The organism is Halobacillus hunanensis, assembly GCF_900166655.1.
Classification (GTDB): domain Bacteria; phylum Bacillota; class Bacilli; order Bacillales; family Halobacillaceae; genus Halobacillus_A; species Halobacillus_A hunanensis.
In genome coordinates, this window is sequence record NZ_FVZB01000007.1 from 671,543 (window position 1) to 696,546 (window position 25,004).

26 protein-coding genes are annotated in these 25,004 nt (G+C 43.2%); 25 read left to right on the plus strand and 1 reads right to left on the minus strand.

Translation table 11 applies throughout. From position 1 onward, the window contains the following. Positions 1-14 precede the first annotated feature (14 nt). The 8 genes from sdaAA (at position 15) to rnc (ending at position 7,563) form a co-directional block, all read left to right on the plus strand. Positions 15-899 (plus strand): L-serine ammonia-lyase, iron-sulfur-dependent, subunit alpha, encoded by an 885-nt coding sequence (gene sdaAA, locus B5354_RS16035; protein ID WP_079529808.1) that lies wholly within the window; start codon positions 15-17, stop codon positions 897-899. A 5-nt stretch (positions 900-904) separates the two neighbouring features. Next, entirely contained in the window at positions 905-2,941 is a 2,037-nt protein-coding gene (gene recG, locus B5354_RS16040) for an ATP-dependent DNA helicase RecG (RefSeq protein WP_176142514.1), read from the plus strand. Between the two features lie 306 nt (positions 2,942-3,247). Beyond that, the gene (gene fapR / locus B5354_RS16045; RefSeq protein ID WP_079529810.1) at positions 3,248-3,817 is read left to right on the plus strand and encodes a transcription factor FapR; all 570 of its coding nucleotides are present in this window, start codon (positions 3,248-3,250) and stop codon (positions 3,815-3,817) included. Positions 3,818-3,825: 8 nt separating this feature from the next. Then, positions 3,826-4,830 carry a phosphate acyltransferase PlsX gene (gene plsX, locus B5354_RS16050; protein ID WP_079529811.1) on the plus strand — a complete coding sequence of 335 codons (1,005 nt, stop codon included), beginning with the start codon at positions 3,826-3,828 and terminating at the stop codon, positions 4,828-4,830. Further along, positions 4,827-5,768, plus strand: coding sequence for an ACP S-malonyltransferase (gene fabD, locus B5354_RS16055; protein WP_079529812.1), 942 nt, complete (start codon positions 4,827-4,829; stop codon positions 5,766-5,768). Before plsX ends, fabD begins: the two co-directional genes overlap by 4 nt. Beyond that, the gene (gene fabG / locus B5354_RS16060; RefSeq protein WP_079529813.1) at positions 5,768-6,508 is read left to right on the plus strand and encodes a 3-oxoacyl-[acyl-carrier-protein] reductase; all 741 of its coding nucleotides are present in this window, start codon (positions 5,768-5,770) and stop codon (positions 6,506-6,508) included. The genes fabD and fabG overlap by 1 nt, the downstream gene beginning before the upstream one ends. A gap of 59 nt (positions 6,509-6,567) precedes the next feature. Continuing rightward, on the plus strand, positions 6,568-6,801 hold the full coding sequence (gene acpP / locus B5354_RS16065; protein ID WP_079529814.1) for an acyl carrier protein: 234 nt from the start codon (positions 6,568-6,570) through the stop codon (positions 6,799-6,801). Between the two features lie 72 nt (positions 6,802-6,873). After that, a complete protein-coding gene (gene rnc / locus B5354_RS16070; protein WP_079529815.1) occupies positions 6,874-7,563 on the plus strand; it encodes a ribonuclease III in 690 nt (229 codons plus the stop codon). A 97-nt stretch (positions 7,564-7,660) separates the two neighbouring features. On the opposite strand, the gene B5354_RS16075 is transcribed toward rnc, so the two are convergent. After that, the gene (locus B5354_RS16075) at positions 7,661-7,882 is read right to left on the minus strand and encodes a DUF1128 domain-containing protein (RefSeq protein WP_079529816.1); all 222 of its coding nucleotides are present in this window, start codon (positions 7,880-7,882) and stop codon (positions 7,661-7,663) included. A 344-nt stretch (positions 7,883-8,226) separates the two neighbouring features. Between B5354_RS16075 and smc the strand changes: the two genes are divergently transcribed. The 17 genes from smc (at position 8,227) to sucD (ending at position 25,000) form a co-directional block, all read left to right on the plus strand. Then, entirely contained in the window at positions 8,227-11,793 is a 3,567-nt protein-coding gene (smc, locus tag B5354_RS16080; RefSeq protein WP_079529817.1) for a chromosome segregation protein SMC, read from the plus strand. 13 nt (positions 11,794-11,806) lie between these two features. Beyond that, a complete protein-coding gene (ftsY, locus tag B5354_RS16085) occupies positions 11,807-13,021 on the plus strand; it encodes a signal recognition particle-docking protein FtsY (RefSeq protein ID WP_079529818.1) in 1,215 nt (404 codons plus the stop codon). Positions 13,022-13,782: 761 nt separating this feature from the next. After that, positions 13,783-14,112 carry a putative DNA-binding protein gene (locus tag B5354_RS16095; protein ID WP_079529820.1) on the plus strand — a complete coding sequence of 110 codons (330 nt, stop codon included), beginning with the start codon at positions 13,783-13,785 and terminating at the stop codon, positions 14,110-14,112. 13 nt (positions 14,113-14,125) lie between these two features. Then, complete coding sequence (ffh, locus tag B5354_RS16100; protein ID WP_079529821.1) at positions 14,126-15,466, plus strand: signal recognition particle protein; 1,341 nt, start codon at positions 14,126-14,128, stop codon at positions 15,464-15,466. A 90-nt stretch (positions 15,467-15,556) separates the two neighbouring features. Beyond that, the gene (rpsP, locus tag B5354_RS16105) at positions 15,557-15,829 is read left to right on the plus strand and encodes a 30S ribosomal protein S16 (RefSeq protein ID WP_079529822.1); all 273 of its coding nucleotides are present in this window, start codon (positions 15,557-15,559) and stop codon (positions 15,827-15,829) included. 14 nt (positions 15,830-15,843) lie between these two features. Then, complete coding sequence (locus B5354_RS16110) at positions 15,844-16,071, plus strand: KH domain-containing protein (RefSeq protein WP_079529823.1); 228 nt, start codon at positions 15,844-15,846, stop codon at positions 16,069-16,071. 66 nt (positions 16,072-16,137) lie between these two features. Then, entirely contained in the window at positions 16,138-16,524 is a 387-nt protein-coding gene (locus B5354_RS16115; RefSeq protein WP_079529824.1) for a YlqD family protein, read from the plus strand. An 8-nt stretch (positions 16,525-16,532) separates the two neighbouring features. Then, positions 16,533-17,054 carry a ribosome maturation factor RimM gene (gene rimM, locus B5354_RS16120; protein ID WP_079530613.1) on the plus strand — a complete coding sequence of 174 codons (522 nt, stop codon included), beginning with the start codon at positions 16,533-16,535 and terminating at the stop codon, positions 17,052-17,054. Beyond that, a complete protein-coding gene (gene trmD / locus B5354_RS16125; RefSeq protein WP_079529825.1) occupies positions 17,054-17,785 on the plus strand; it encodes a tRNA (guanosine(37)-N1)-methyltransferase TrmD in 732 nt (243 codons plus the stop codon). Before rimM ends, trmD begins: the two co-directional genes overlap by 1 nt. A gap of 129 nt (positions 17,786-17,914) precedes the next feature. Then, positions 17,915-18,259 carry a 50S ribosomal protein L19 gene (gene rplS, locus B5354_RS16130; protein ID WP_079529826.1) on the plus strand — a complete coding sequence of 115 codons (345 nt, stop codon included), beginning with the start codon at positions 17,915-17,917 and terminating at the stop codon, positions 18,257-18,259. Between the two features lie 66 nt (positions 18,260-18,325). Next, positions 18,326-18,871, plus strand: a complete 546-nt coding sequence (gene lepB, locus B5354_RS16135; protein ID WP_079529827.1) for a signal peptidase I — start codon at positions 18,326-18,328, stop codon at positions 18,869-18,871. A gap of 16 nt (positions 18,872-18,887) precedes the next feature. Then, entirely contained in the window at positions 18,888-19,730 is an 843-nt protein-coding gene (ylqF, locus tag B5354_RS16140; RefSeq protein WP_079529828.1) for a ribosome biogenesis GTPase YlqF, read from the plus strand. A 134-nt stretch (positions 19,731-19,864) separates the two neighbouring features. Beyond that, the gene (locus B5354_RS16145; protein WP_079529829.1) at positions 19,865-20,635 is read left to right on the plus strand and encodes a ribonuclease HII; all 771 of its coding nucleotides are present in this window, start codon (positions 19,865-19,867) and stop codon (positions 20,633-20,635) included. 15 nt (positions 20,636-20,650) lie between these two features. After that, positions 20,651-22,525, plus strand: coding sequence for a hypothetical protein (locus B5354_RS16150; protein WP_079529830.1), 1,875 nt, complete (start codon positions 20,651-20,653; stop codon positions 22,523-22,525). Further along, a complete protein-coding gene (locus tag B5354_RS16155; protein WP_079529831.1) occupies positions 22,522-22,794 on the plus strand; it encodes an EscU/YscU/HrcU family type III secretion system export apparatus switch protein in 273 nt (90 codons plus the stop codon). Before B5354_RS16150 ends, B5354_RS16155 begins: the two co-directional genes overlap by 4 nt. Positions 22,795-22,919: 125 nt before the next feature. Then, the gene (sucC, locus tag B5354_RS16160) at positions 22,920-24,080 is read left to right on the plus strand and encodes an ADP-forming succinate--CoA ligase subunit beta (RefSeq protein ID WP_079529832.1); all 1,161 of its coding nucleotides are present in this window, start codon (positions 22,920-22,922) and stop codon (positions 24,078-24,080) included. A 17-nt stretch (positions 24,081-24,097) separates the two neighbouring features. Further along, a complete protein-coding gene (gene sucD, locus B5354_RS16165; protein ID WP_079529833.1) occupies positions 24,098-25,000 on the plus strand; it encodes a succinate--CoA ligase subunit alpha in 903 nt (300 codons plus the stop codon). Positions 25,001-25,004: the final 4 nt, after the last annotated feature.

A 25,004-nucleotide genomic window follows, 5' to 3' on the forward strand; every position in this document is an offset into this window, starting at 1 on the left:
AAAGGGGTAGTACTTTGTTTAAAAACGTTGCAGAGCTAATACAAATTGCAGAAAGTAAAGGCGAAAAAATTTCTGAGGTTATGATTCAGCAAGAAATGGAAGTGAAGCAGGTATCCAGGGAAGAAATTTTTTCGCAAATGGAACGAAATCTTGCTGTCATGGAAGAAGCAGTGGAGGATGGACTGAAAGGGGTGGAATCACATAGTGGATTAACCGGCGGGGATGCTGTTTTAGTTCAAAACTATATGAGAGACCATGAGCCACTTTCCGGAAACTTATTGATGGATGCAGTTAGTAAGGCTGTCGCTACCAATGAAGTGAATGCTGCAATGGGGACGATTTGCGCTACCCCAACAGCGGGGAGTGCCGGCTGTGTGCCAGGAACATTGTTTGCTGTGAAAAATAAATTAAATCCCACTCGCGAACAGATGGTCCGTTTTCTATTCACCTCTGGTGCATTCGGCTTTGTTGTGGCGAACAATGCTTCTATCTCCGGTGCAGCGGGTGGCTGTCAGGCAGAAGTTGGTTCAGCTGCCGGAATGGCATCAGCTGCGATTGTAGAAATGGCTGGAGGAACCCCGGCACAATCTGCTGAGGCGATGGCGATTACGCTTAAGAATATGCTAGGCCTCATCTGTGATCCTGTAGCTGGATTAGTAGAAGTTCCCTGTGTGAAAAGGAACGCGATGGGCGCAACGAATGCAATCGTATCTGCGGATATGGCACTTGCAGGTGTTACGAGCCGCATCCCTTGTGATGAAGTCATCGATGCCATGCATAAAGTCGGCCAGCGTATGCCGACAGCTTTTCGCGAAACGGCTCAAGGTGGACTTGCTGCTACGCCGACAGGTAAGCAGCTTGAGGCCAAAGTGTATGGCATTCCGCTTGAGAAAGAGTGAGTTCGATGTTGAGTGAATCTATAAGTGAAGTAAAAGGTGTAGGTGAAAAGCTCCAAGCTCATTTGAATGAGCTTGGACTTTTTACAATTGAAGATTTGTTATTCTATTTTCCTTACCGTTATGATACGTATGAAATCAAGCCGCTAACCGAACTGGTTCATAATGAGAAGGCGACCATTGAAGGAGTTCTGACGGCAGAACCCGCTGTAAATTTTTACGGAAAAAAGAAATCCCGTTTAACGATGACATTACAAGTGGAGCAATTTGCGGTGAAAGCTGTTATGTTTAATCGGGCTTTTGCTAAAAAGCAACTACATAAAGGCGATACCATTACGGTCACTGGTAAGTGGGATCAGCACCGTTTGCAAATTACAGTGAGTCAATTTAAAAAAGGGGAAGCTAAAAGTCAGGATCCGATTCAGCCGGTTTACACGTTGAAAGAAAGTGTAACGTTGAAGACGTTAAGAAAAGTGATAAAAGCAGCCCTTGATGAGCATGCAGACGAAGTTGAAGAAATTTTGCCCGAAGAAACGTTGCTTACCTATAAACTTCCGGACCGCAGGCAGGCGCTGATGCAAATGCATTACCCTGAAAGCCGAATCATGCTCAAGCATGCGAAAAGACGGTTCATTTATGAGGAATTTCTCGTATTTCAATTGAAAATGCAGCTGCTGAGAAAACTGCATCGCGAGTCTACCAAAGGGAACGCACAAAACTATGATAATGACAAGTTAACCGACTTTGTACAGGGGCTTCCTTTTAAACTGACAGCTGCACAAAAACGATCGCTGGCGGAGATCTTAAAGGATATGAAGAATCCTTACCGTATGAACAGGCTTCTGCAAGGGGATGTTGGGTCAGGAAAAACAGCCGTTGCAGCGATTGCTTTATATGCTTCGATTACGACAGGGAAGCAAGGTGCCTTGATGGTGCCGACTGAAATTCTTGCTGAACAGCATTATCATTCGCTAAGTGAAATGTTCGCCGGCAGAGCCCGGGTTGTATTGTTGACAGGTTCTCTGAAAGGTAAAAAACGTAAAGAAATTCTGCAGTCCATTAAGGCCCACGAAGTGGATATCATTGTGGGAACACATGCCTTGATCCAGGAGGAAGTCGATTTTAACGAGCTGGGCTTTGTGATTGTAGACGAGCAGCACCGCTTCGGTGTTAACCAACGCCGTGCGTTAAGGGGAAAAGGCTTGAATCCAGATGTATTGTTCATGACGGCAACACCGATTCCGAGAACCCTGGCCATTACGGCGTTTGGTGATATGGACGTGTCGGTGATTGATGAAATGCCGGCTGGGCGAAAACCAATTGAAACCTACTGGATCAAAGGTGGAATGACGGACCGTCTGCTCGGTTTTATTGAAAAAGTGGTCACGATTGGCCAGCAGGCCTATGTTATTTGTCCATTAATTGAGGAATCTGATCAGTTAGACATTCAAAATGCGGTTGATTTATATCAGCAAATTGCTGAAGTTTACGAACCTAATATTTCAGTGGGTCTCATGCATGGACGTCTTCATAATGAAGAAAAAGAAGAAGTTATGAAGCGTTTCGCGGAAAATGAATTGCAAGTGCTCGTGTCAACGACAGTCGTTGAAGTAGGGGTGAATGTTCCCAATGCAACTGTGATGGTGATTCATGACGCGGAACGATTTGGACTTTCTCAACTTCATCAACTGCGTGGCCGTGTCGGTCGAGGAAGTGAACAAAGTTATTGTATTTTACTCGCTGATCCTAAAGGTGACGTAGGCAAAGAGCGGATGCGGATTATGACAGAAACGAATGATGGCTTTGAGTTGTCTGAGCAGGATTTAAAACTAAGAGGGCCTGGAGACTTTTTTGGCAGAAAACAAAGCGGCCTGCCTGAATTTAAAGTGGGCGACATGGTTCATGACTATCGAGCTCTTGAAACGGCCAGAGTAGACGCAGCTGAAATAATAGCGAACGGTTCGTTAGTTCATGATGAACAATTTAAGCCGTTGAAAGCGATCATTGAGCAAGATGAGCATATCAGCGGTGAGATCCTTGATTGAGGCTGGGACATAACTAAACTTCTTGAATGAAAAGACAAGCGATGTGCTGTTTAAGCGAAGTATATTTTCGTAGCGTGTTATAGGACCAATCATAGCTTTTTACTTAGTTCGGAATTTCATTTGATAAAAACGCTTTCGTTCCAGCCTCGTCGTGTCAACCGGGAAAGCTTGCACTTTTGTTCTGTTGTATGTTTTTATCGTTTCCTCGAACAATATAGGGAAACTATTGCGTAATTGATTCAGGTATTATATATTACTGTTAGTACCTAGTCATAAAATTTGTGACAATCGAACGGTGGGAACGTGATGAAACGTACGAAACAGATGAGGCAAAGTGAATTAAAGGCAACCATTGACGCCACTCCATTCATTACTGATGAAGCGTTGGCGAACCAATTTGGAGTAAGTATTCAGACCATTCGTCTCGACCGGATGGAGTTATCTATTCCTGAATTGAGAGAACGGATCAAATCTGTAGCTACCCAGGAATGGAACGAAACCGTGAAGGCTCTTCCAATTGAGGAAGTCATTGGAGAAGTGGTCGATTTGGAACTTGATCAACGTGCCATTTCCATTATGGATATTAAATCAGAACATGTTTTCTCAAGGAATCACATTGCCCGCGGGCATCATTTATTTGCCCAGGCCAATTCCCTTGCTGTAGCCGTAATTGATGACGAGCTGGCGCTAACAGCTGAATCGAGGATACGCTTTATGCGACAAGTTAAGCAAGGGGAGCGTGTTATAGCAAAAGCATTCGTCCGAGGCGATGGTGATAAAGGGCGCACGCTCGTGGATGTTCACAGCTATGTTGAGAATGAGGAAGTGTTCGCAGGTACATTTGAAATGTTTCGTCAGCAAGAGTCGAAGGAGTGAAGTAAGCAATGAAACTAGCCATAGATGCTATGGGCGGAGATCATGCTCCTGAGTCGATCGTCAAGGGAGCGGTGCTAGCCGTTTCTAAGATTGATGATCTGTCCATAACCTTGATAGGTGATGAAAAACAAATCAATCCTTTACTAGGTGACACAGCAAATATTTCCGTTATACATACAGAGGAAAAAATTACATCAGATGATGAGCCTGTTAAAGCAGTTCGCAGAAAAAAGACGGCCTCAATGGTCTTGACGGCAAAAGAAGTAAGTGAAGGCAGAGCTGATGGATGTATATCAGCCGGCAATACAGGCGCGCTCATGAGTGCGGGTTTATTTATCGTCGGCAGAATGAAAGGAATTGAACGACCAGCATTAAGTCCCACGCTTCCTACAGAAGATGGCAAAGGCTTTCTTCTGCTTGATGTGGGTGCCAATGTGGATGCAAAATCCAACCATTTATTGCAATACGCGATCATGGGTTCTATCTACAGTGAAAAAGTTCGTGACATCTCCCAGCCAAGAGTAGGGTTGTTGAATGTAGGGACAGAAGATGGAAAAGGAAGCGAATTAACAAAGCAGGTGTTCAAGCTGCTCTCAGACGCACCGATTAATTTTATCGGCAACGTGGAAGCCAGAGATTTATTAACGGGTGTCGCTGACGTAGTCGTGACCGATGGATTTACAGGAAACGTAACACTAAAAACACTTGAGGGAACGGCCATGACGATGTTCTCAATGATGAAGAAAACATTTATGTCCAGCTTTAAAACGAAGCTTGCTGCAGGACTTGTTAAAAACGATTTAAAACAGTTAAAGGACCAGCTGGATTACTCGGAGTACGGAGGTGCGGGCTTGTTTGGTCTGGCTGCACCTGTCATAAAAGCTCACGGTTCTTCTAATGAACGGGCTGTTTACAATGCGGTTCGACAAGCATGTGAAATGATCGAACGAAATGTGTCCACAACAATCGCTGGCACGATGAAAGAACTTCAAGCGAAGGAGGATAACGAATGAAACGTATAGCGTATATTTTCCCTGGTCAAGGCTCTCAGGAGGTTGGCATGGGGCAGGACATGTACGAAAATTACCCCCAAGTAAAAGAACTATTCGACGCAGCTGATGAGGCATTAGGTTATTCACTGACATCCTTAATGTTTGAAGGACCAGCTGAAGAGTTAACGAAAACCGAAAATGCACAGCCAGCACTGTTGTTAAATAGTGTTGCCATTGCAAAGGTGTTAGAGGGAGAGGGCGTTAACCCAGCCATGACAGCTGGTCACAGTTTAGGAGAATACAGCGCCTTAGTCAGTGCTGGTGCCCTTGATGCGATTGACGCAGTTAAACTTGTTCATACACGTGGTCAATTAATGGAAGAAGCCTATCCGACAGGGTTAGGAGCCATGGCAGCCGTTCTTGGTTTGGAAAAAGAGGAAATTGAACGTGTTTTAGCGAAAATAGATCACGATCAGCCTGTTGATTTAGCCAACATCAATTGCCCTGGCCAAATTGTGATCGCCGGTACATCAGACGGCGTAAAACAAGCTTCTGAACAGTTGCAAGAAGCAGGGGCAAAGCGCGTGTTGCCCCTTAACGTCAGCGGTCCTTTTCATTCAAGATTAATGAAGCCGGCTAGTGAAAGTCTGGCGAATTCCCTTGCGAAGACTCAGCTGCATGACGCTGAAATTCCGGTGTACGCAAACGTATCGGCAGAAGCTGTTACAGATGCCAGTAAGATTCAAACTTTATTAGTGGAACAGCTGTATTCCCCTGTTCGCTTTCAGGAAATTCTCGAACAATTTGTTGAAGAAGACATCGACGCAATTGTAGAAGTCGGGCACGGCAAAGTATTAAGTGGTCTCGTGAGAAAAGTAAAACGTAGAATGAAGACATTTGCGATCGGTGACCCGGAATCAGCAACTTCATTTTTAGAATGGTATAAGGAGGATTCATAATGCTTCATGAACAAGTTGCACTCGTCACGGGGGCTTCACGTGGAATTGGCCGGGCTATTGCCCTTGAGCTGGCTCAAAGCGGAGCAAAAGTTGCTGTGAATTATGCGGGCAGTGAGGATCGAGCAGACGCTGTTGTTCAAGAAATTAAAGATAACGGCGGTGAAGCGATTAAAATTCAAGCCAACGTTTCTCAAGGGGACGATGTCAGCCGAATGGTGAAGACAGTAGTCGAAGAATTTGGCCGCTTGGATATTTTAGTGAACAATGCTGGAATTACGAAAGACAATCTGCTGATGCGTATGAAGGAACAGGAATTTGATGATGTAATCGACACCAACTTAAAAGGCGTTTTTATGTGTACAAAAGGCGTAACGAGACAGATGATGAAGCAGAAGTTTGGCCGGATTATTAATATTTCCTCTATCGTTGGGGTTTCAGGTAATCCGGGACAAGCCAACTATGTAGCTGCTAAAGCAGGCGTCATTGGATTAACTAAATCAAACGCCAAGGAACTGGCTTCACGTAATATTACGGTGAATGCCGTGGCTCCTGGCTATATTACAACAGATATGACCGATCAGCTTACAGATGAGCAGCGTGAACAAATGCTTGCTTTGATTCCTCTCAACCGGTTAGGCGAAGGAGCGGACGTTGCTCGAGCTGTACGTTTCCTCGCTTCAGGTGACGCTGCCTATATTACAGGGCAAACACTTCACGTTGATGGCGGTATGGTCATGTAAATTGATCTGGTTTCTGTAAGGGAAATCTACTATAATAACTGAAGGGAGGTGAAGTTCCTATGGCAGAAACATTTGATCGCGTTAAACAAATCATTGTCGATCGTCTCGATGCAGACGAATCTAAAGTAACAATGGAAGCTTCCTTCAAAGAAGATCTAGAAGCAGACTCTCTTGACGTAGTAGAATTAGTAATGGAGCTAGAAGATGAGTTTGATATGGAAATCTCTGATGAAGAAGCTGAAAAAATCAATACGGTTGGCGACGCTGTGAATTACATAAACAGTGTGTCCTAACTATTGAATAGCTGCCTGTTTTTCAGGCAGCCTTTCCTATATTGATAAATTACAAAAAGGACAAGGTGACGTATGGAGGATTTTCCCAGTTTTCAAGCTAAAATTAGCCAACAATTTGAAAATCTCTCGTTGCTGGAACAAGCTTTTACCCATTCATCCTATGTGAATGAGCATCGCAAAACGGACCGTGAAGATAATGAGCGGCTTGAATTTCTAGGAGATGCAGTCCTGGAATTGGGGGTGTCTCAATATTTATATAAAGAATTTCCGAACAAGCCTGAAGGAGAATTAACGAAACTGAGGGCATCGATTGTTTGTGAAGCTTCACTCGTCAAATTTGCAAATGATTTAAATTTTCAAGATTTAATCTTGCTCGGTAAAGGGGAAGAAATGACTGGAGGACGCAATCGGCCTGCCTTATTGGCTGATGTATTCGAAGCATTCATAGGTGCTCTATACCTAGATAAAGGCTTTGATCAAGTCGTTCGTTTTCTTGAAAATTACGTTTACCCCAAGATTAAAGAGGGTGCTTTTTCTCATGCGATGGATTATAAAAGTCAACTCCAAGAATTCATTCAACGAGACCGAAACAGTCGAATAGAGTATGAAATTGTTGAAGAAAGAGGGCCGGCACACAGCCGAGAGTTTGTAGCCCATGTCCGGATCCAGAGTGAGAATGCTGGGGTCGGCATTGGACGTACGAAGAAAGAAGCAGAACAAAAAGCGGCTCAGCAGGCACTGGTAAATCAAGGGGCTCTGTAAAAAAGACGGCCAGATGATCATTCATCTGAACCGTCTTTTTTTACGGCCCCTTTAGTGAGTGACAGGATCACGTTATCTGTCTTTGGTATGACGCCTTCTATTTGCGATATTGGCCTAGTTCCTGAACGAATGCCTGGATTTCAGAAACGCTTAACTGGCCTTTCATTTCTACAATGTCGTGCAATGATTTAATTTCGTCATATTTGTTTAGATCGTAATCTTCAGGGTCCATAAGGGAACGGTTTACAACTTGTAACCGATCCGCCATATCATTTATGATAATGTTTAAATTATCCTGTGTAGGTTCTTGTAAACTCAAAACGCATCCTCCTTCATCGTCTCTTAAATTTTACTATGTATTATCATAAAATAAATTCTATCATTTTAAAACCCTTGACAATGTATTTACTCATATCAAGTGAGGTTCAGCATTTGTACAAATGGAGGGTTCCAACCTTCTTGGCTTTGCCTCCATATCTACCGCTCCGCAGCAGACTATGATAAAATGAATAAGTTGAAATTTAGGTTAGTTCTTAATACAAGAGGCGACTACAAGCTTCGTAAGCTCGAGTTTCAGCTCACCTGCCAGAACTCCCTTCTAGGCGGCGATGTTGAATACTAGGGGTCCGACGCTTTTGTATATTATTAAACAGGAGGATGAGTATGTTCCTCAAACGTCTGGATACAGTAGGATTTAAATCATTTGCCGAGCGTGTAACAGTAGACTTCGTTTCAGGAGTCACTTCTGTTGTCGGTCCAAATGGAAGTGGGAAAAGTAATATAACAGATGCGATCCGCTGGGTACTCGGTGAACAATCTGCCCGATCATTGCGCGGGGCAAAAATGGAAGATATCATTTTTGCCGGAAGTGATACGAGGAAAGCGCTAAATATGGCGGAAGTCACCTTAACGTTAAATAACGAACATCATACGTTACCACTTGATTATCAGGAAGTTAGTGTAACGCGACGAGTATATCGTTCAGGAGAAAGTGAATTTTATATAAATAATCAAACATGCCGTCTAAAGGACATTGTCGATTTATTTATGGATTCCGGACTCGGCAGAGAAGCATTCTCGATTATTAGTCAAGGAAAAGTCGAAGAAATTCTCAGCTCTAAACCCGAAGAGCGCCGCTCCATCTTTGAAGAAGCGGCCGGGGTGTTAAAGTATAAACAAAGGAAAAAGAAGGCTGAACATAAGCTTTTTGAGACACAAGAAAACCTTAATCGAGTAGAAGATATTATCCATGAGATTGATGGACAGTTGGAGCCACTGAAGGAGCAAGCATCCGTTGCGAAAGACTATTTAGAGAAAAAAGACGAGTTGAAGCACGTAGAGATTGCTTTACTCGTTACTCAAATTGAAAACCTTCATGAAGAGTGGCAGGGGCTTCTCGATCAATTGGAGGAAGTGAAACACGAGGAAGGCGAATTAAAGGCTGATGTAGACAAGAGAGCAGCTTCGATAAGTAAGAAGCGTGAAAACATGGAAGCTTTAGAAGAATCAATCGAAGACCTGCAGGAAACGTTGTTAGTACTTACGCGCGAATTGGAAAATTTAGAAGGTAAAAAAGAGTTAATGAAGGAGCGCCATAAACATTACTCTGAAAACAAGACGAAATTAACATCAGAATATGAAGAACTAACTTCACAGCTTGAAGTCGTAAAGCAAAAGGCGCAAGCTGAAACGAATAAATTAAAGACATTCCGGCAAAATCGTAAAGAAACCAAAGCGAATCTCAAACAGGCAAAAGAAGCTCTGCATCAAGGTGTAGAAGATATCGAAGCTGAAGTTGAGGATTGTAAAAGTGATTATATTGATTTATTAAACAAACAGGCTGCCAAACGTAATGAGCAGCAAACCCTAGAGCAGCAGCTCGTCCAGCTATCTAATAAAAAAGGAGTTCAGCAAGGGAAGTTTCAAGAGTTGTCAGACGAAAGGGCTGCCGTTGAGAGTTCCTTAAAAGACCGTCATCATAAGCTGGAAACAGCCAGTCAGAACCGGCAGGACTTAGACCAGGAACTAAAAACACTTGATGATCAAATTAAAAAAGATGATCAGGCTTATCAGGAATGGCAGCAAAAGCTTTATCAGGGGTACCAATACTTAGAAAAAATGCGCTCTAAAAAGGAAATGCTTGAAGAGATGAAAGAAGATTACTCTGGCTATTTCCACGGTGTGCGCGAAGTGCTGAAGGCAAGAGAAAAACAGCTTATCCACGGTGTGGAAGGTGCTGTTCTTGAAGTCATTGACATTCCAGTAAACTATTTAACGGCCATTGAAACCGCTCTGGGTGCCCAAGCCCAGCATGTCATCGTGCAGGATGAGAAAGCAGGACGGCAGGCGATTCATTGGCTGAAACAAAATAATAAAGGACGGGCAACTTTTCTTCCACTAACAACCATTCAGCCTCGTTCCATTTACGGACAGGCGGCTAACAAGTTATCAGGGGAGGAAGGTTTTGTCGGTGTTGCCTCCGAGCTGATCCAGTTTGATACTCGTTATGAAAAGGTAATTCAACACTTATTAGGTCATATTGTGATCGCGACAAATCTGGAGCAAGCGAATAAGATTGCCAATGCAGTTAATCGCAAATATAGGATTGTCACCCTTGAGGGAGACGTGGTAAATCCAGGCGGATCAATGTCAGGCGGGGCTCAAAAGAAATCTAACCAATCACTTTTTACAAGAGAAAAAGAACTACAGGAGTTAACAGAGAAAATTGCGTCTTTTGATGCAAAAGCAAGAAATGTCGAAGAAAAGGTAAAGCGGCTGAAAGACCAGCTCACTTCAAATACTGAGAAGAGAGAACAAGTAAAGGAACATTCTATTTCTTCGCGAAATGCTGAGTATGAAGAGCAATCAGCTGTTAGAGAGCTGCAAGTAAAAGTTGGTCATTTAAATGATCAGCTGCAATTATATGATCAGGATCAATCACAATTTAACCAAGATCAATCACAGGCAAATGAGCGGTTAAGCACGTTGACAGAAGAATTAACTTCTCTCAATAAACAGCTGGAAAGCCTGCAAGAGCGAATCGATCATTTGAATGCTGCTAAAGATCAACAGCAGGAGGATGAAGCCAACCAGAAGGAACGTTATCAGAACTTGCAAATCAAACTTGCAGAACAAGATTCAGCTGTTGAGAATCAAAAAGAAAAAGCAGAGCGACTACAGGCAGACTTGCAGTCGGTGCAAGATCAACTGGCAAAAAACCGCCATTCTTACCAGCAGCTCGTGGAAGTTGTGGATTCTAATCAATCAGAAGAAGACATTATGGAAGACATTGAAAAGTCAAAAATAAGAAAAGAAACAACGTCTGCACTGATTCAGGAGCGCAGGGAAGAGAGAAATCAATTAGCTCAGTCTGTTCATCAGGAAGAACAAACACAGAAAGAAATCCAGCGCAGACATCAAAATTACCTTCAAGATATCCAGCAGAAGGAAGTCAAAGTAAATCGGCTTGATGTAGAGCTTGAGAATTTGCTGAATTATTTGCAGGACGAATACGTGATAACGTTTGAGAAAGCAAAAAACGATTATCAAGGTGTCGAGGATGTCCAGTCAGCTTCTACGCGTGTAAAATTAATTAAGCGGGCCATCGAAGAGTTAGGGACGGTTAATCTTGGAGCTATTGATGAGTACGATCGAATTGTGGAACGCTACGATTTCCTAACAGGACAGCAGGCAGATTTGCTGCAGGCTAAGGAAACTCTTCATTCAATTATTTATGAAATGGATAGTGAGATGGAGCGCCGGTTTGAAGAGACGTTCACGAAGATCCGAGCTCAATTTGGTGACGTATTTAAAGAATTATTCGGCGGCGGAAAGGCAGATCTGCAGTTAACACAGCCTGATAATATGCTTGAAACGGGTGTAGATATCGTAGCCCAGCCCCCTGGAAAGAAACTGCAAAATCTCAGCCTTTTATCAGGAGGAGAACGTGCTTTGACCGCAATAGCTCTGTTATTCTCTATTTTGCGAGTACGACCTGTTCCTTTCTGTGTACTTGATGAAGTAGAAGCTGCACTAGATGAAGCAAATGTCGAACGGTTTGCACGGTTCCTAAAAGAGTTTAGCGCACAAACACAATTTATTGTGATCACTCACAGAAAGGGAACGATGGAAGAATCAGACGTCTTGTATGGTGTAACGATGCAGGAATCCGGAGTGTCGAAACTTGTTTCCGTCCGATTGGAAGACACGGCGGAATTAGTGGGAACATAGAAAGGAAGATTTGATGAGCTTTTTTAAGAAGTTAAAGGAAAAATTTGTTCAAGAACCGATGGAAAAAGCAATAGAGGAGTCTATGGAAAAGAAAGAAGAAAAGGGGCCGGTCACACCTGAGCCTGAGGAGACAGTGGAAGAAGCTGAATTGCTTGAAGGAGAAACGGAAGTTCAGGAAGCCGAGGAGGCCCTGGAAGAGCCAGACCTACCGAATGAGCCTGATGCGGAAGCGCAACAGCCTGAATCAGAAGAAGAAACGCAGCCCAAAGAAGCTAACATTGCCTCAAAGTTTAAAATGGGCTTAACGAAAACGAGAAATTCATTTACGAGTAAAATTAATGACTTAGTAGCCCGTTATCGAACGGTTGATGAGGACTTTTTTGAAGAACTTGAAGAGGTGCTGATCTCTGCTGATGTTGGCGTTAATGCTGTTATGGAAATGATTGATGAGCTGGAGATGGAAGTCAAACGCAGAAATATTAAAGACACGCAGCAGGTGAAGGAAGTTATTTCCGAAAAGCTTGTTGAACTGTATTATGGTGATGAAGACAAAGGCGCGGTAGAAGAACTGCAAACCAACACTGATGGCCTGACGATTTACCTGTTCGTCGGTGTTAATGGAGTCGGAAAAACAACCACAATCGGCAAGCTCGCTCATCAGTTGAAATCCGAAGGGAAAAAAGTTACGTTAGCCGCTGGTGACACATTTAGAGCGGGGGCGATCGATCAATTGGATGAATGGGGGAAACGTGCCGGAGTTCATGTGATTAAACATAGTGAAGGCAGTGATCCTGCCGCGGTTATTTATGATGGTATTCAATCCGCAAAATCAAAGCAGGCTGATGTGCTGATTTGTGACACAGCAGGGCGTTTGCAAAATAAAGTGAACTTGATGAACGAGCTATCTAAAGTAAAACGTGTTATCGAACGGGAAGTTCCGGGTGCCCCTCATGAAGTCCTGCTTGTTCTTGATGCGACAACAGGGCAAAATGCAATGAGTCAGGCGAAGACGTTTTCTGAGGCTACAGATGTTTCCGGAATCGTCCTTACCAAACTGGATGGAACCGCGAAAGGCGGCATTGTTCTCGCGATCCGTAATGAACTGGAAATTCCGGTGAAACTGGTTGGGTTAGGTGAAAAGGTAAGTGATTTAGAAACATTTGACGCCCACGCCTTCGTTTATGGGTTGTTTGCTGATATGATAGAAGAGCAAACGGAAGAAGAATAACTGTTGAGTGATAATAAAGTTGTTTCGTAAACGGGCAATATTGTAGAAGACTCGATTCTGAGATGCTTGTGGGCATGTTTCCATTGTCATGGATGGAGAAGGAGGTCCGGGAAATAGCTCGCTTTCCGTGGGCATGCGCTGAGCCTCCTCGGACTCCGTCCTCTGGGGTCTCACCTGTCATGTTCATCCCACAGGAGTCTCGCAATTTCCCGGACCTCCTTGTGTTTGTTAGAAGAATGGAAACAGCCCAGCATTACACTCACCAAAATCACACAAGAACTTCTTATGAAACAGATGAGAAGTCTCTCTTTGATGAGGTTATTATGCCACTAATGGAAACCTTTTGAACATTGGAGATTCATTCAGAATACGTATGGCTCCGTTCATCATAAAATAGATGGGTTGGCTGGGAAACGGCGAGACTCCCGCGGGAGAAGGAGCGAGGCTAGACCCCGGAAGGCTTTGCCTGAGGAGGCTGGCCAGTTCCCCACAGGAAAGCGAGTCTTTTCTCAGCCAACCCGAGCCCTCCATATCTTAACGGACCCAAAGTGTCTTGAAGCTGAGTCTCCAGAATCGTGTGATAGTAGAGCTTAGTATATAACTTTTTTGTTATGTATGATCCGTTCTATCTAAAACGATCGGTAAAAAGTAAACAATTATATTTGTATGGAATAATAGCGTGGTCAACCTTGACATGGGAGGATGATCTTCGGTAGTATTCATATGTAAAGGTATTTCACTTAACAAGGAGTGCATATGCTGTGCTTGAAAAAACAACACGCATTAACTATTTGTTTGACTTTTATCAGTCCTTACTAACTCCAAAACAGCGAAACTATATGGAACTTTATTATTTAGAAGATTATTCGCTCGGTGAAATATCAGAGACTTTTAATGTATCAAGACAAGCTGTCTATGATAATATTCGCCGTACAGAAGCGATGCTTGAGGAATACGAGGACAAGTTATTGTTGTACGGAAAGTTTGAAAAGCGTCAACAATTGATTCAGAAAATAATAGAGGCAGTGAACGATACTGAGCAGAACAATCAGGTCCATGACTGGCTCGAGCAACTACAAGAATTAGAATAGGAGGGTTCCTTCGATGGCATTTGAAGGTTTATCCGACCGATTACAACAAACCATCCAGAAAATTAAAGGAAAAGGGAAGGTTTCCGAGCAAGATGTAAAGGAAATGAGCCGCGAGGTGCGGCTTGCCCTCCTTGAGGCCGACGTTAACTTTAAAGTGGTAAAAGATTTTGTTAAACGGATACGCGAACGAGCGGTCGGCTCTGAAGTGATGGAAAGCCTGACTCCCGGTCAGCAAGTCATTAAGATTGTTAAAGAAGAGTTAACAGATTTAATGGGTGGGGATGAGAGTAAGATTGCTGTGGCCAACCGCCCGCCAACGGTCATTATGATGGTTGGTTTGCAAGGTGCCGGTAAAACGACGACAACAGGAAAACTGGCCAACCTGCTCAGGAAGAATTATAACCGTAAACCTATGTTAGCAGCAGCGGACGTTTATCGTCCAGCGGCGATTCAGCAACTCGAGACATTAGGTCGTCAGCTGGATATGCCAGTTCATGCTCAAGGGACTGAGGCAGATCCTGTTGATATTGCTAAGAATGCAGTGGAAAAGGCTAAAGAGGAACATCATGACTATGTGATTATTGATACAGCTGGCCGACTCCATGTTGATGGGGATCTTATGGATGAATTGCAGCGTATTAAAGACGCCGTTGTTCCTGACGAAATCTTTCTTGTCGTTGATGCGATGACAGGTCAGGACGCTGTAAACGTAGCTGAGAGTTTCGATGAACAGCTGGATGTAACCGGCGTGTTACTTACGAAACTTGACGGTGATACGCGTGGCGGTGCTGCCCTGTCCATTAAAGCAGTCACCGGCAAACCGATCAAGTTTGCCGGTATGGGTGAGAAGCTTGACCAGCTTGAACCATTTCACCCTGAGCGCATGGCTTCCCGAATTCTAGGGATGGGCGACATGCTTACATTGATTGAGAAAGCTCAAACGCAAGTCGATGAGAAACAGGCAAAGGAACTCGAATCGAAAATGCGTAACGCATCTTTTACGTTTGAGGATTTTCTTGATCAAATGCAGCAAGTCAAAAATATGGGGCCGCTTGATGAACTGATCAATATGATTCCTGGTGCCAACAAAATGAAAGGCTTAAAGAATGCTTCATTTGATGACAAACAAATTTCTCATATTGAAGCGATAATTCAATCTATGACTATTAAAGAACGCCAGGATCCATCCTTGATGAACGCCAGCCGTAAGAAGAGAATTGCTCGCGGTTCAGGCAGGTCTGTTTCCGAAGTAAACAGACTGTTGAAACAGTTTGAAGATATGAAAAAAATGATGAAGCAAATGAGTAATACTAAAGGAAAAAAAGGCAAAGGAATGAATTTTCCCTTTATGTAATGTAAAAAACCTTTACAGACATTCATTCATCTGCTAAAATCTAAACTTGTGTAAAACATTTATTTAAAAGAATGATGGAGGTGCTTAAACATGGCAGTAAAAATTCGCCTGAAAAGAATGGGCTCTAAACGTAACCCGTTCTATCGTGTAGTAGTAGCAGATTCACGTTCACCTCGTGATGGACGTTTTATTGAGCAAATCGGGACATATAACCCAGTAGTTAACCCAGTAGCGGTTGATATCGATGCTGATAAAGCAATCGACTGGATGTCTAATGGTGCTAAGCCAAGCGATACAGTTCGAAACTTATTCTCAAAAGAAGGCATCATGAAGCAGTTTCACGACAAGAAAAACCAAAAGTAAAGTAGTGTGATATCATGAAAGCCTTGATCGAAACAATCGTAACACCGCTCGTAGATCACCCGGAAGAGATCGCTGTTGAGGTGAAGGAGGAAGACAATAAGGTTGTCTATCACTTAACCGTTCATACAGATGATGTCGGAAAGGTAATAGGGAAGAACGGTAGAATTGCCAAAGCAATACGTACGGTCGTGTATGCGGCAGGGTCTGATTCAAACAAACGAATCTATTTAGATATCATGTAAAAGGGAAAGGGGAATAGCCTTTCCCTTTTTTTCCATATAATTATAGCAATGAGGCAGGTACATGTTATGCAAATTCTTAAACGAATACCTGTGAAACAAGTATTAACAGCAGCAAGCAGACAGAAACTAAGCGAGCAGTTTGAAGAGGATTACTTACGGCTTAAGCAAGAATGTGAACATTTATGGTTTGAACAAAAGAAGCTTGAAAAGAAGCAGGAGTTTTCTAAGATGGAAGTGGAGAAACGTTTTTCGGCTGAGGTTCAAAAGCGCAAAGATAAAATGAAGCGTTCTGAACACCTGCTGGGTCAACTTGAGATCCTGCCAGATGGTAGTGAATTAGTCGTTGATGAAGTGGAGTCTATTTTGACTATAGAGGCAGGGGATCGATATAGGGAGCAAATGCTCGACCCTCAAATTATAATTAAGGACGGAATTGTCATACGAGCGAGGTAATGAAAGACATGAACGAACAATTGTACAATGTTGGACAAGTTATTAATACTCATGGCATAAAAGGTGAAGTCAAAGTCCGGCGAATCACCGACTTTGATGAACGTTTTCAGCCGGGTCAGCTTTTGTATTGGGTCAGTGATGAGCAAGAACACGACCCACAAGAACTAGTAGTGAAAACCCATCGCATGCATAAAGGGTTTGATTTAATTTCCTTCGAAGATCATGCTTCCATAAACGAAGTGGAAAAATATCGTGATGGATTTCTAAAGGTGCCTGAAAGCGATCAGCGTCCATTAGCCGAACACGAATTTTATTTTCATGAGATAATCGGATGCAAGGTTTATTTGATTACAGGTGAGGAACTGGGGGAAGTAAAGGAGATTCTTACTCCGGGAGCGAATGATGTATGGGTGGTCAAACGTCAACAGCAAAAAGAGATACTGATCCCTTATATTGAAAAGATTGTGAAGGATGTCAATGTTGAGGAGCAAACCGTCATCATTGATCCAATAGAAGGGCTGCTGGACTAATGCATATTGATATTTTAACATTGTTTCCTGAAATGTTTGACGGGGTTTTAAACCAGTCGATTATGAAACGTGCGCAGGATAAAGGAGCATTCAGCTGTCAGCCGATTAACTTCAGGGAATATACAACCAATAAACATAACAAAGTCGACGATTACCCGTACGGTGGCGGGGCCGGACTCGTGCTTACCCCCCAGCCGATTTTCGATGCAATCGAAGACATCCGCGCCGCCAGCCATCAGAACACGCGTGTGATTCTTATGTGCCCTCAGGGAGAGCCCTATAACCAGGCTAAAGCAGAGGAATTAGCAAAGGAGGATCAGTTGATTTTCATTTGCGGCCATTACGAAGGGTACGACGAACGAATTCGTCAAGAACTCGTGACCGATGAAATATCAATCGGGGATTATGTGTTAACAGGTGGCGAGCTTGGTGCAATGGTCGTCATGGATTCAGTTGTTCGTTTGCTTCCTGATGTGTTAGGCAATGACCAGTCAGCACCAGAGGATTCCTTTTCCAGTGGTTTGTTGGAACACCCTCATTATACGAGACCGGCGGAGTTCCGAGGCCAGCAGGTGCCTGACGTACTTCTGTCGGGGAACCATGCTAAAATCGCTGAATGGCGTCATTACGAATCTTTAAAAAGGACGTTCATGAGGCGCCCGGACCTCTTGGAACAGCGTGGGTTAACTGACCAGGAAAAGCAATGGGTTCAGGAGTGGAAAAAAAGCTGAGGACGCCTTGCGTAAACGGTTGGTTTATGGTATATTATCAGTTGTGCTTAAACGTTCGGTTTAAGTGGAAAACGATGTTCCGCTGTCTCTTAGAAGGCAAGAGCATTAGTTAAGAAGGAGTGAAACAATATGCAACAGCTAATTCAAGACATTACAAAAGAACAGCTTCGTACAGATCACCCTAACTTCCGCGCAGGTGACACAGTTAAAGTGCACGTGAAGGTTGTAGAGGGTAACCGTGAACGTATTCAGGTGTTCGAAGGTGTCGTAATTAAACGTCAGAATGGTGGCATCAGCGAAACATTCACTGTACGTAAGATCTCTTACGGCGTAGGTGTTGAGCGTACATTCCCGATGCACTCTCCACGAATTGCTAAAATAGAGCGTTCCCGTCGCGGTAAAGTTCGTCGCGCGAAGCTTTATTATCTACGTAATCTGCGTGGTAAAGCAGCACGTATTAAAGAAATCATTTAATTACAGTGAGAAAGGAGCTTGCATTTGCAAAGCTCCTTTTTTTCTAACGACGAAGGGGACACTAGCATGAAAAAGCAATGGGTAGAATGGATAAAGGCTTTTGCGATCGCAGCTGTATTAGCTATCATTGTTCGTGTATTTCTTTTCGCACCTGTTGTGGTGGAAGGGCCTTCCATGTTACCGACCTTACATAATGGGGATCATTTAATTGTCAGTAAAATCAACTATACGTTGGGCTCGCCTGAGCGATTTGATATTGTCGTTTTTCACGCAACAGAGAGGAAAGATTATATAAAACGCGTAATCGGATTGCCGGGGGACAAAGTGGCTGTTAAAGACGATCAGCTGTATATTAATGGTGAACCAGTTGATGAACCCTTTTTAAATGAGGAAATTAGTCGGCTGCCAGGCGGCGAGAAGCTGACGCAAGATTTCACGATCAGTCAGCTCCCAGGAGGTTATGAAGAAGTACCTGAAGGGTATTTACTTGTGTTGGGAGATAATCGTGACAATTCTACAGACAGCCGAACGATTGGAATGGTTTCGAAAGATGAGCTCGTAGGAGAAGCGGTGTTTATTTATTGGCCATTTGATCGAATTGGCTTCGTGTAGTAAGGGAGGATTCTAGATGACGATACAATGGTATCCTGGTCACATGGCGAAAGCGAAACGAGAAGCGGAAGAGAAGCTTAAACTAGTCGATTTTGTAATTGAATTAGTCGATGCTAGAGCTCCGATATCCTCGGAAAATCCAGTCCTCCATGGTTTATTGCAAAATAAACCTAAAATGGTGGTGCTTATGAAGAAGGATTTAGCAGATCCCGCCATTACAAAAGCTTGGCTCGATGACTATAAGCGTAAGGGTATTCATGCCCTGGCCATTGAAGCGAACCAAAAGAAAGATATACAACTGATTGTTCAGATGGCGAAAGATCTTGCTCAGGATAAAATGGACAAGCTCCGTGCAAAGGGAGTTCGCCCTCGGGCGGCCCGTGCCATGATCCTTGGTATCCCCAATGTAGGAAAGTCAACCCTTATCAATCGACTTGCGAATAAAAAAGCTGCCAATACCGGAGACCGACCGGGAGTTACCCAAAAACAGCAGTGGATTAAAGTAAAGAAAGACTTTGAGTTGCTTGACACTCCTGGGATACTCTGGCCGAAATTTGAAGAAGAGGAAATTGGATATAAGCTGGCCGCTATTGGTACGATCAAAGATCAGATTTTACCAAAAGAAGATGTAGCAGCTTACATCTTGGATTTTATGAGTACGAATTATCCAGATTTCTTAGAGCAACGTTATGGATTTGCAGGGTACGACGACATCATGGGGGCTTTCGAACAAATAGGTCAGAAGCGAGGCTGTCTTGAAAGTGGCGGCCATGTGAACTTTGACAAAACTTCTGATGTGATTCTCCAAGACTTGCGAAGTGGAAAGCTTGGTTTGATTAGCTTCGATCAACCGGAATAGGGACAAGGAGAACGCAATCAGGGGCTTTGACTCCTGATTGCGTTCTTTCTTATAAACAGTGAATCCGAATTGTTCTAAAATTGTACATAATGAGCCCAAACGACCGATATACCAATTATAGAAGGAAGTCATATATGCGTGAATTAACGATAAAAGACATTAAATATAAATTAGACTCGAACCAATTCTCTAAGTCTGAACGTGATTTATTAAGAAAAGATCAGCGCAGAGGTGTACATAAACTTTTAAAGCAATATGATGTTAAGCAGCAAAGAAAGTTAGAATTAAAGAATCAATATGAGCGGATGCTTTCGATGGAAAACGAGGCTCGAACTTCGGGGAAAGTATGGATTGCAGGGATTGATGAAGCCGGGAGAGGTCCGCTCGCGGGCCCTGTTGTGGCGGCTGCCGTCATTTTACCAGCATCGTTTTATTTAGAAGGGCTAAATGACTCCAAGCAATTGTCCGCATTCCAAAGAGAGCAATTTTTTGAAAAAATAAAGATACAAGCAGATTATGGAATAGGTACGGCAAGTAACGAAGAAATTGATCAGTGGAATATTTATCAGGCAACAAAATTGGCTATGAAGCGGGCAGTGGAGCAGTTGCCACATGCACCTGATCATTTGTTAATTGATGCGATGACGCTAGAGAGGATGCCATGCACACAGCAATCGCTTGTGAAAGGTGACCAGCGAAGTGTGTCGATTGCAGCTGCGAGTATTATGGCAAAAGTTACACGTGATCGCGTTATGAAAAAGATAGGTGAACAGTATCCTGCCTATGACTTTGCTTCTAATCAAGGGTATGGCACGAAACATCATTTACATGCCCTGGAGACATATGGTCACACTCCTTATCATCGGAAAAGTTTCGCGCCGGTGAAGGACCTTATTCACTCTTAAAAGGAGGAAACTTCAATGAGCTTAAGTTCTTCCCCTCTGTTTAAAGGACTTCATCAGACTGCTGCGTTAAAATCAGAGCAGCCGCCTAAAGTTGGACAAATTATAGCGGGCAAAATGGTAAAACCGCTTCCTGACCAGCGTGCACTCGTACAAGTGGGGAAGCGCCAGTTTCCCGTACAACTCGAAGCCTCGTTACAACAAGGGAAGAGATATTTGTTTCAAGTAACAGCAGTCGGTGATGTATTAACATTGAAAGTACTCTCTAAACAGACAGCAGAATATAAGCCGCAGGCAATTGCAAGTTTGTTAAAGCAGCTAGGGGTAAAAGAAACTAAAGGCAATGCGGACTTCATGCTGCAGCTGATGCAGCATGGAGTCTCATTTACCAAAAAAGATCTTTCCTTTGCTTTTCAGGCGTTACAACACCACAGGGGCAACAGAGCAGCTGCTGAAACGTTGCTGCACATGTTTCAGAGACAATTACCGATCAAACAAGAAGTATTTGCTGCGCTGATTACGCACCAGACCACATCATTGACAGATCAGTTTGTGCAAATCTATGATCAACTCCGCCAATCAAAAGAACCCGTCCAGCGTCGCCTTCCTGATTTAATTGGATTATTAGCAGGAAAGCACCCCGGACGCACCTTCAAGGAAGAAGCGTTTACAAGACTTATATCTGACATGGAAAAAGGAAACAGAACGACCTTTCTCTTATTTAAACAATCCGGTATTGTGAACAAGCAAGTAAGCTTCGAACAATTTCAGCATAGTCTCAAGCATTTGATTCAACCACACATGGGGGCTGCTCAGAGTACAGAGACCCTCGTGAAAAACTTAATCAGTTCAGGTAAGTCTATCCCATTTACAGGTTCAGGGCCACAGGCTGAAGCTGCTTTACAAAAGCTGTTTGCTCAGCAGCTGCCACTGACATCAAAAGAATTGACTTTAGTAAGGGAGTGGAGCAAGCAGCTACATACAGTATATCTAAAGGAACAACTGCCAGGCGGTTCAACGCAAAGCAGGTTACAAACACAGTTTCAAACGCTTTCTTCAGCCGGGATATTAGAGAAACTGCTTCCTTTTATAGGGCAGCAGTTGTTGGATACCCTTACTGAAGCTTCGCAGCATCCATCTCCAAATTCGGATAGGACGCTGCCTGCTTTAGCAGCCCTTGAGAGTACACTGTCTAAACAGGTTCCTGACTTAGCTAAAACTGCTTTACTGGAGTGGATGGTTCGTCTTCAAACACTGCAGGCTAATATGGGTGGAAAAGAAGTGATGCTTGCTAAAATCAAGTTGATGCATTTGCTTTCAGGAATCAATCATGAAGCCCAAGTAAAAGCTGGTCTGCAAGGAGAAAATCAGCTGGCTAAAGAGGAAACCGTGAAATCTATGCTGCTGCAGCATGTGCAGGAAAATCCGACGAAAAGTCATGATTCAATCAGACAGCTTATCCAGCTTCTCAGCGGTATTCAACTAGTATCCCAGCAGGAAACCGGTCAAATGCTTCAACTCGCCTTTACTTTTCCAGGAGATGTGCTGAAAGTCGATCAAGATATCCATATAAACATGGAGGGAAAGAAGAATAAAGATGGTGAGATTGACCCGGATTCCTGTCATATTATGTTTTTCTTACGATTAGAGCATTTAAGGGATACAGTCATTGATTTGTCGATTGTTGAACGCCGGGTAGCAGTCACGATTTTTAATCAATTGGAGGTAGCTGAATCGATTGCCAACCATTATAAGAAAATGTTAAAAGACGGATTGGAAAAGTTAGGTTATGAATTGTCCTCACTTAGAGTACAGCAAACAAGTGAACAGCAGCAAGTCCAACAAATTTCTGCATCACGCCGGGATTATAGGGGAGTCGATATCCGTATATGAAGGATAAACGAAAAGAAGCGATCGCACTTGGTTATCAGGCAGAAAAGGACCAGGCGCCACAAGTACTGGCAAAGGGGAAAGGTATTGTAGCGGAAAATATATTGGAAAAAGCAAGAGAAAATGAGGTGCCAATTCAGGAGGATGCCACCTTAGTCGAACTGTTGTCCGAATTAAATATTAATGAACATATACCGGAAGAACTTTACCATGTCGTCGCAGAGGTATTTGCATTTATTTACCGTACAGATCAGGAATTGGAAAGAAACTAAGTCTACATAACCTGTTGAAGGTAAACTAATGAACGACTTTCGACATAAAAAGAGGTTACTGTGGACAATTGACAGCGTTTTTTTATACAATGGGAATGCAGTGAAATTTGATGGGAGGATGAAACATGAACATTCACGAGTATCAAGGAAAACAAATTATGCGCGATTTTGGCGTGTCAGTGCCAAATGGCCATGTGGCTTATACCGTAGATGAAGCTGTAGATGCAGCTAAGAAGCTGGGGAGCGATGTCACAGTCGTAAAAGCACAAATCCACGCAGGCGGACGCGGAAAAGCCGGCGGTGTTAAGATTGCTAAAAATCTTGATGAAGTGCGTACATACGCAAATGAAATCTTAGGTAAGAATCTAGTAACCCATCAGACCGGACCAGAAGGAAAAGAAGTAAAGCGTTTGCTAATCGAAGAAGGCTGCGACATTAAGAGCGAGTATTATGTCGGACTTGTTTTAGACCGTGCTACGAGCAAAGTAACGATGATGGCTTCGGAAGAGGGCGGAACTGAAATTGAAGAAGTAGCAGAGAAAACACCTGAGAAGATCTTTAAAGAGGTCATTGATCCTGTTACGGGTTTAACGCCATTCCAGGCACGTCGTCTGGCGTTTAATATTAATATTCCTAAAGAGTCTCTAGGCAAAGCTGTCAAATTCATGCTGGGTCTTTATGATGTTTTTGTTAAAAAGGACTGCTCCATTGCCGAAATTAACCCGCTTGTAACGACTGGAGACGGGGACGTATTGGCGCTTGACTCTAAACTGAACTTTGATGATAATGCCTTGTTCCGTCAGAAAGACGTAGCGGAACTTCGCGACCTTGAAGAAGAAGATCCAAAAGAAGTAGAAGCATCTAAGTATGACCTCAGCTACATCGCTTTAGATGGAAATATCGGCTGTATGGTTAATGGTGCCGGACTAGCTATGGCAACGATGGATACGATTAAGCATTACAGCGGCGATCCTGCTAACTTCCTTGATGTAGGCGGCGGAGCTACTACGGAAAAAGTTACCGAAGCATTTAAGATCATTCTGTCTGATGACAATGTAAAAGGTATCTTCGTTAACATTTTCGGTGGAATTATGAAGTGTGACATTATCGCTGAAGGAGTTGTCGAAGCGACGAAACAGATCGGATTAACATTGCCGCTTGTCGTACGTCTTGAAGGAACGAATGTTGAAGCTGGTAAGAAAATCCTAGAAGAGTCTGGATTAAATATTACGTCTGCTGATTCCATGGCAGATGGCGCTCAAAAAATCGTAGAACTAGTTAAGTAGGAAAGGCGGGGAATCTGATGAGTGTATATATTAATAAAAATACAAAAGTTATTGTGCAAGGGATTACAGGCTCTACAGCTTTATTCCATACAAAACAGATGGTTGAATACGGTACACAAATCGTTGGTGGAGTAACGCCTGGTAAAGGCGGTACCGAAGTGGAAGGAATTCCAGTATTTAATACGGTTTCTGAAGCTGTTGAAAAAACAGGTGCCAATGCGTCTGTCATTTACGTACCAGCTCCATTTGCTGCTGACGCGATCATGGAAGCAACAGATGCTGATATGGATCTAGCGATTTGCATCACGGAACATATTCCAGTTATGGACATGGTAAAAGTGAAACGTTATATGGAAGGAAAGAGAACTCGTCTGGTTGGTCCAAACTGCCCGGGAGTAATTACTCCTGATGAGTGTAAGATTGGTATCATGCCTGGCTATATCCATAATAAAGGTCATGTAGGTGTAGTTTCTCGTTCTGGTACGCTTACGTATGAAGCGGTTCATCAATTATCTGAAGCTGGAGTAGGTCAATCTACTGCTGTGGGAATCGGCGGCGACCCAGTAAATGGGACAGATTTCATTGACGTGCTGAAAGCCTTTAATGAAGATGAAGATACGGAAGCTGTCATTATGATTGGTGAAATCGGAGGTACAGCAGAAGAAGAAGCTGCTGAATGGGTTAAAGAAAATATGGATAAGCCAGTTGTCGGCTTTATTGGCGGACGTACTGCACCTCCAGGAAAACGCATGGGCCACGCTGGTGCGATTATTTCTGGCGGTAAAGGAACTGCTGATGAAAAGATCCGAGTTATGAATGATTGTGGCATCGCAGTTGCGGAAACACCATCCGTTATGGGTGAAACACTGATTAATGTTTTGAAAAAAGAAAACTTGTATGAAAAATGTAAAACACATTAATCAT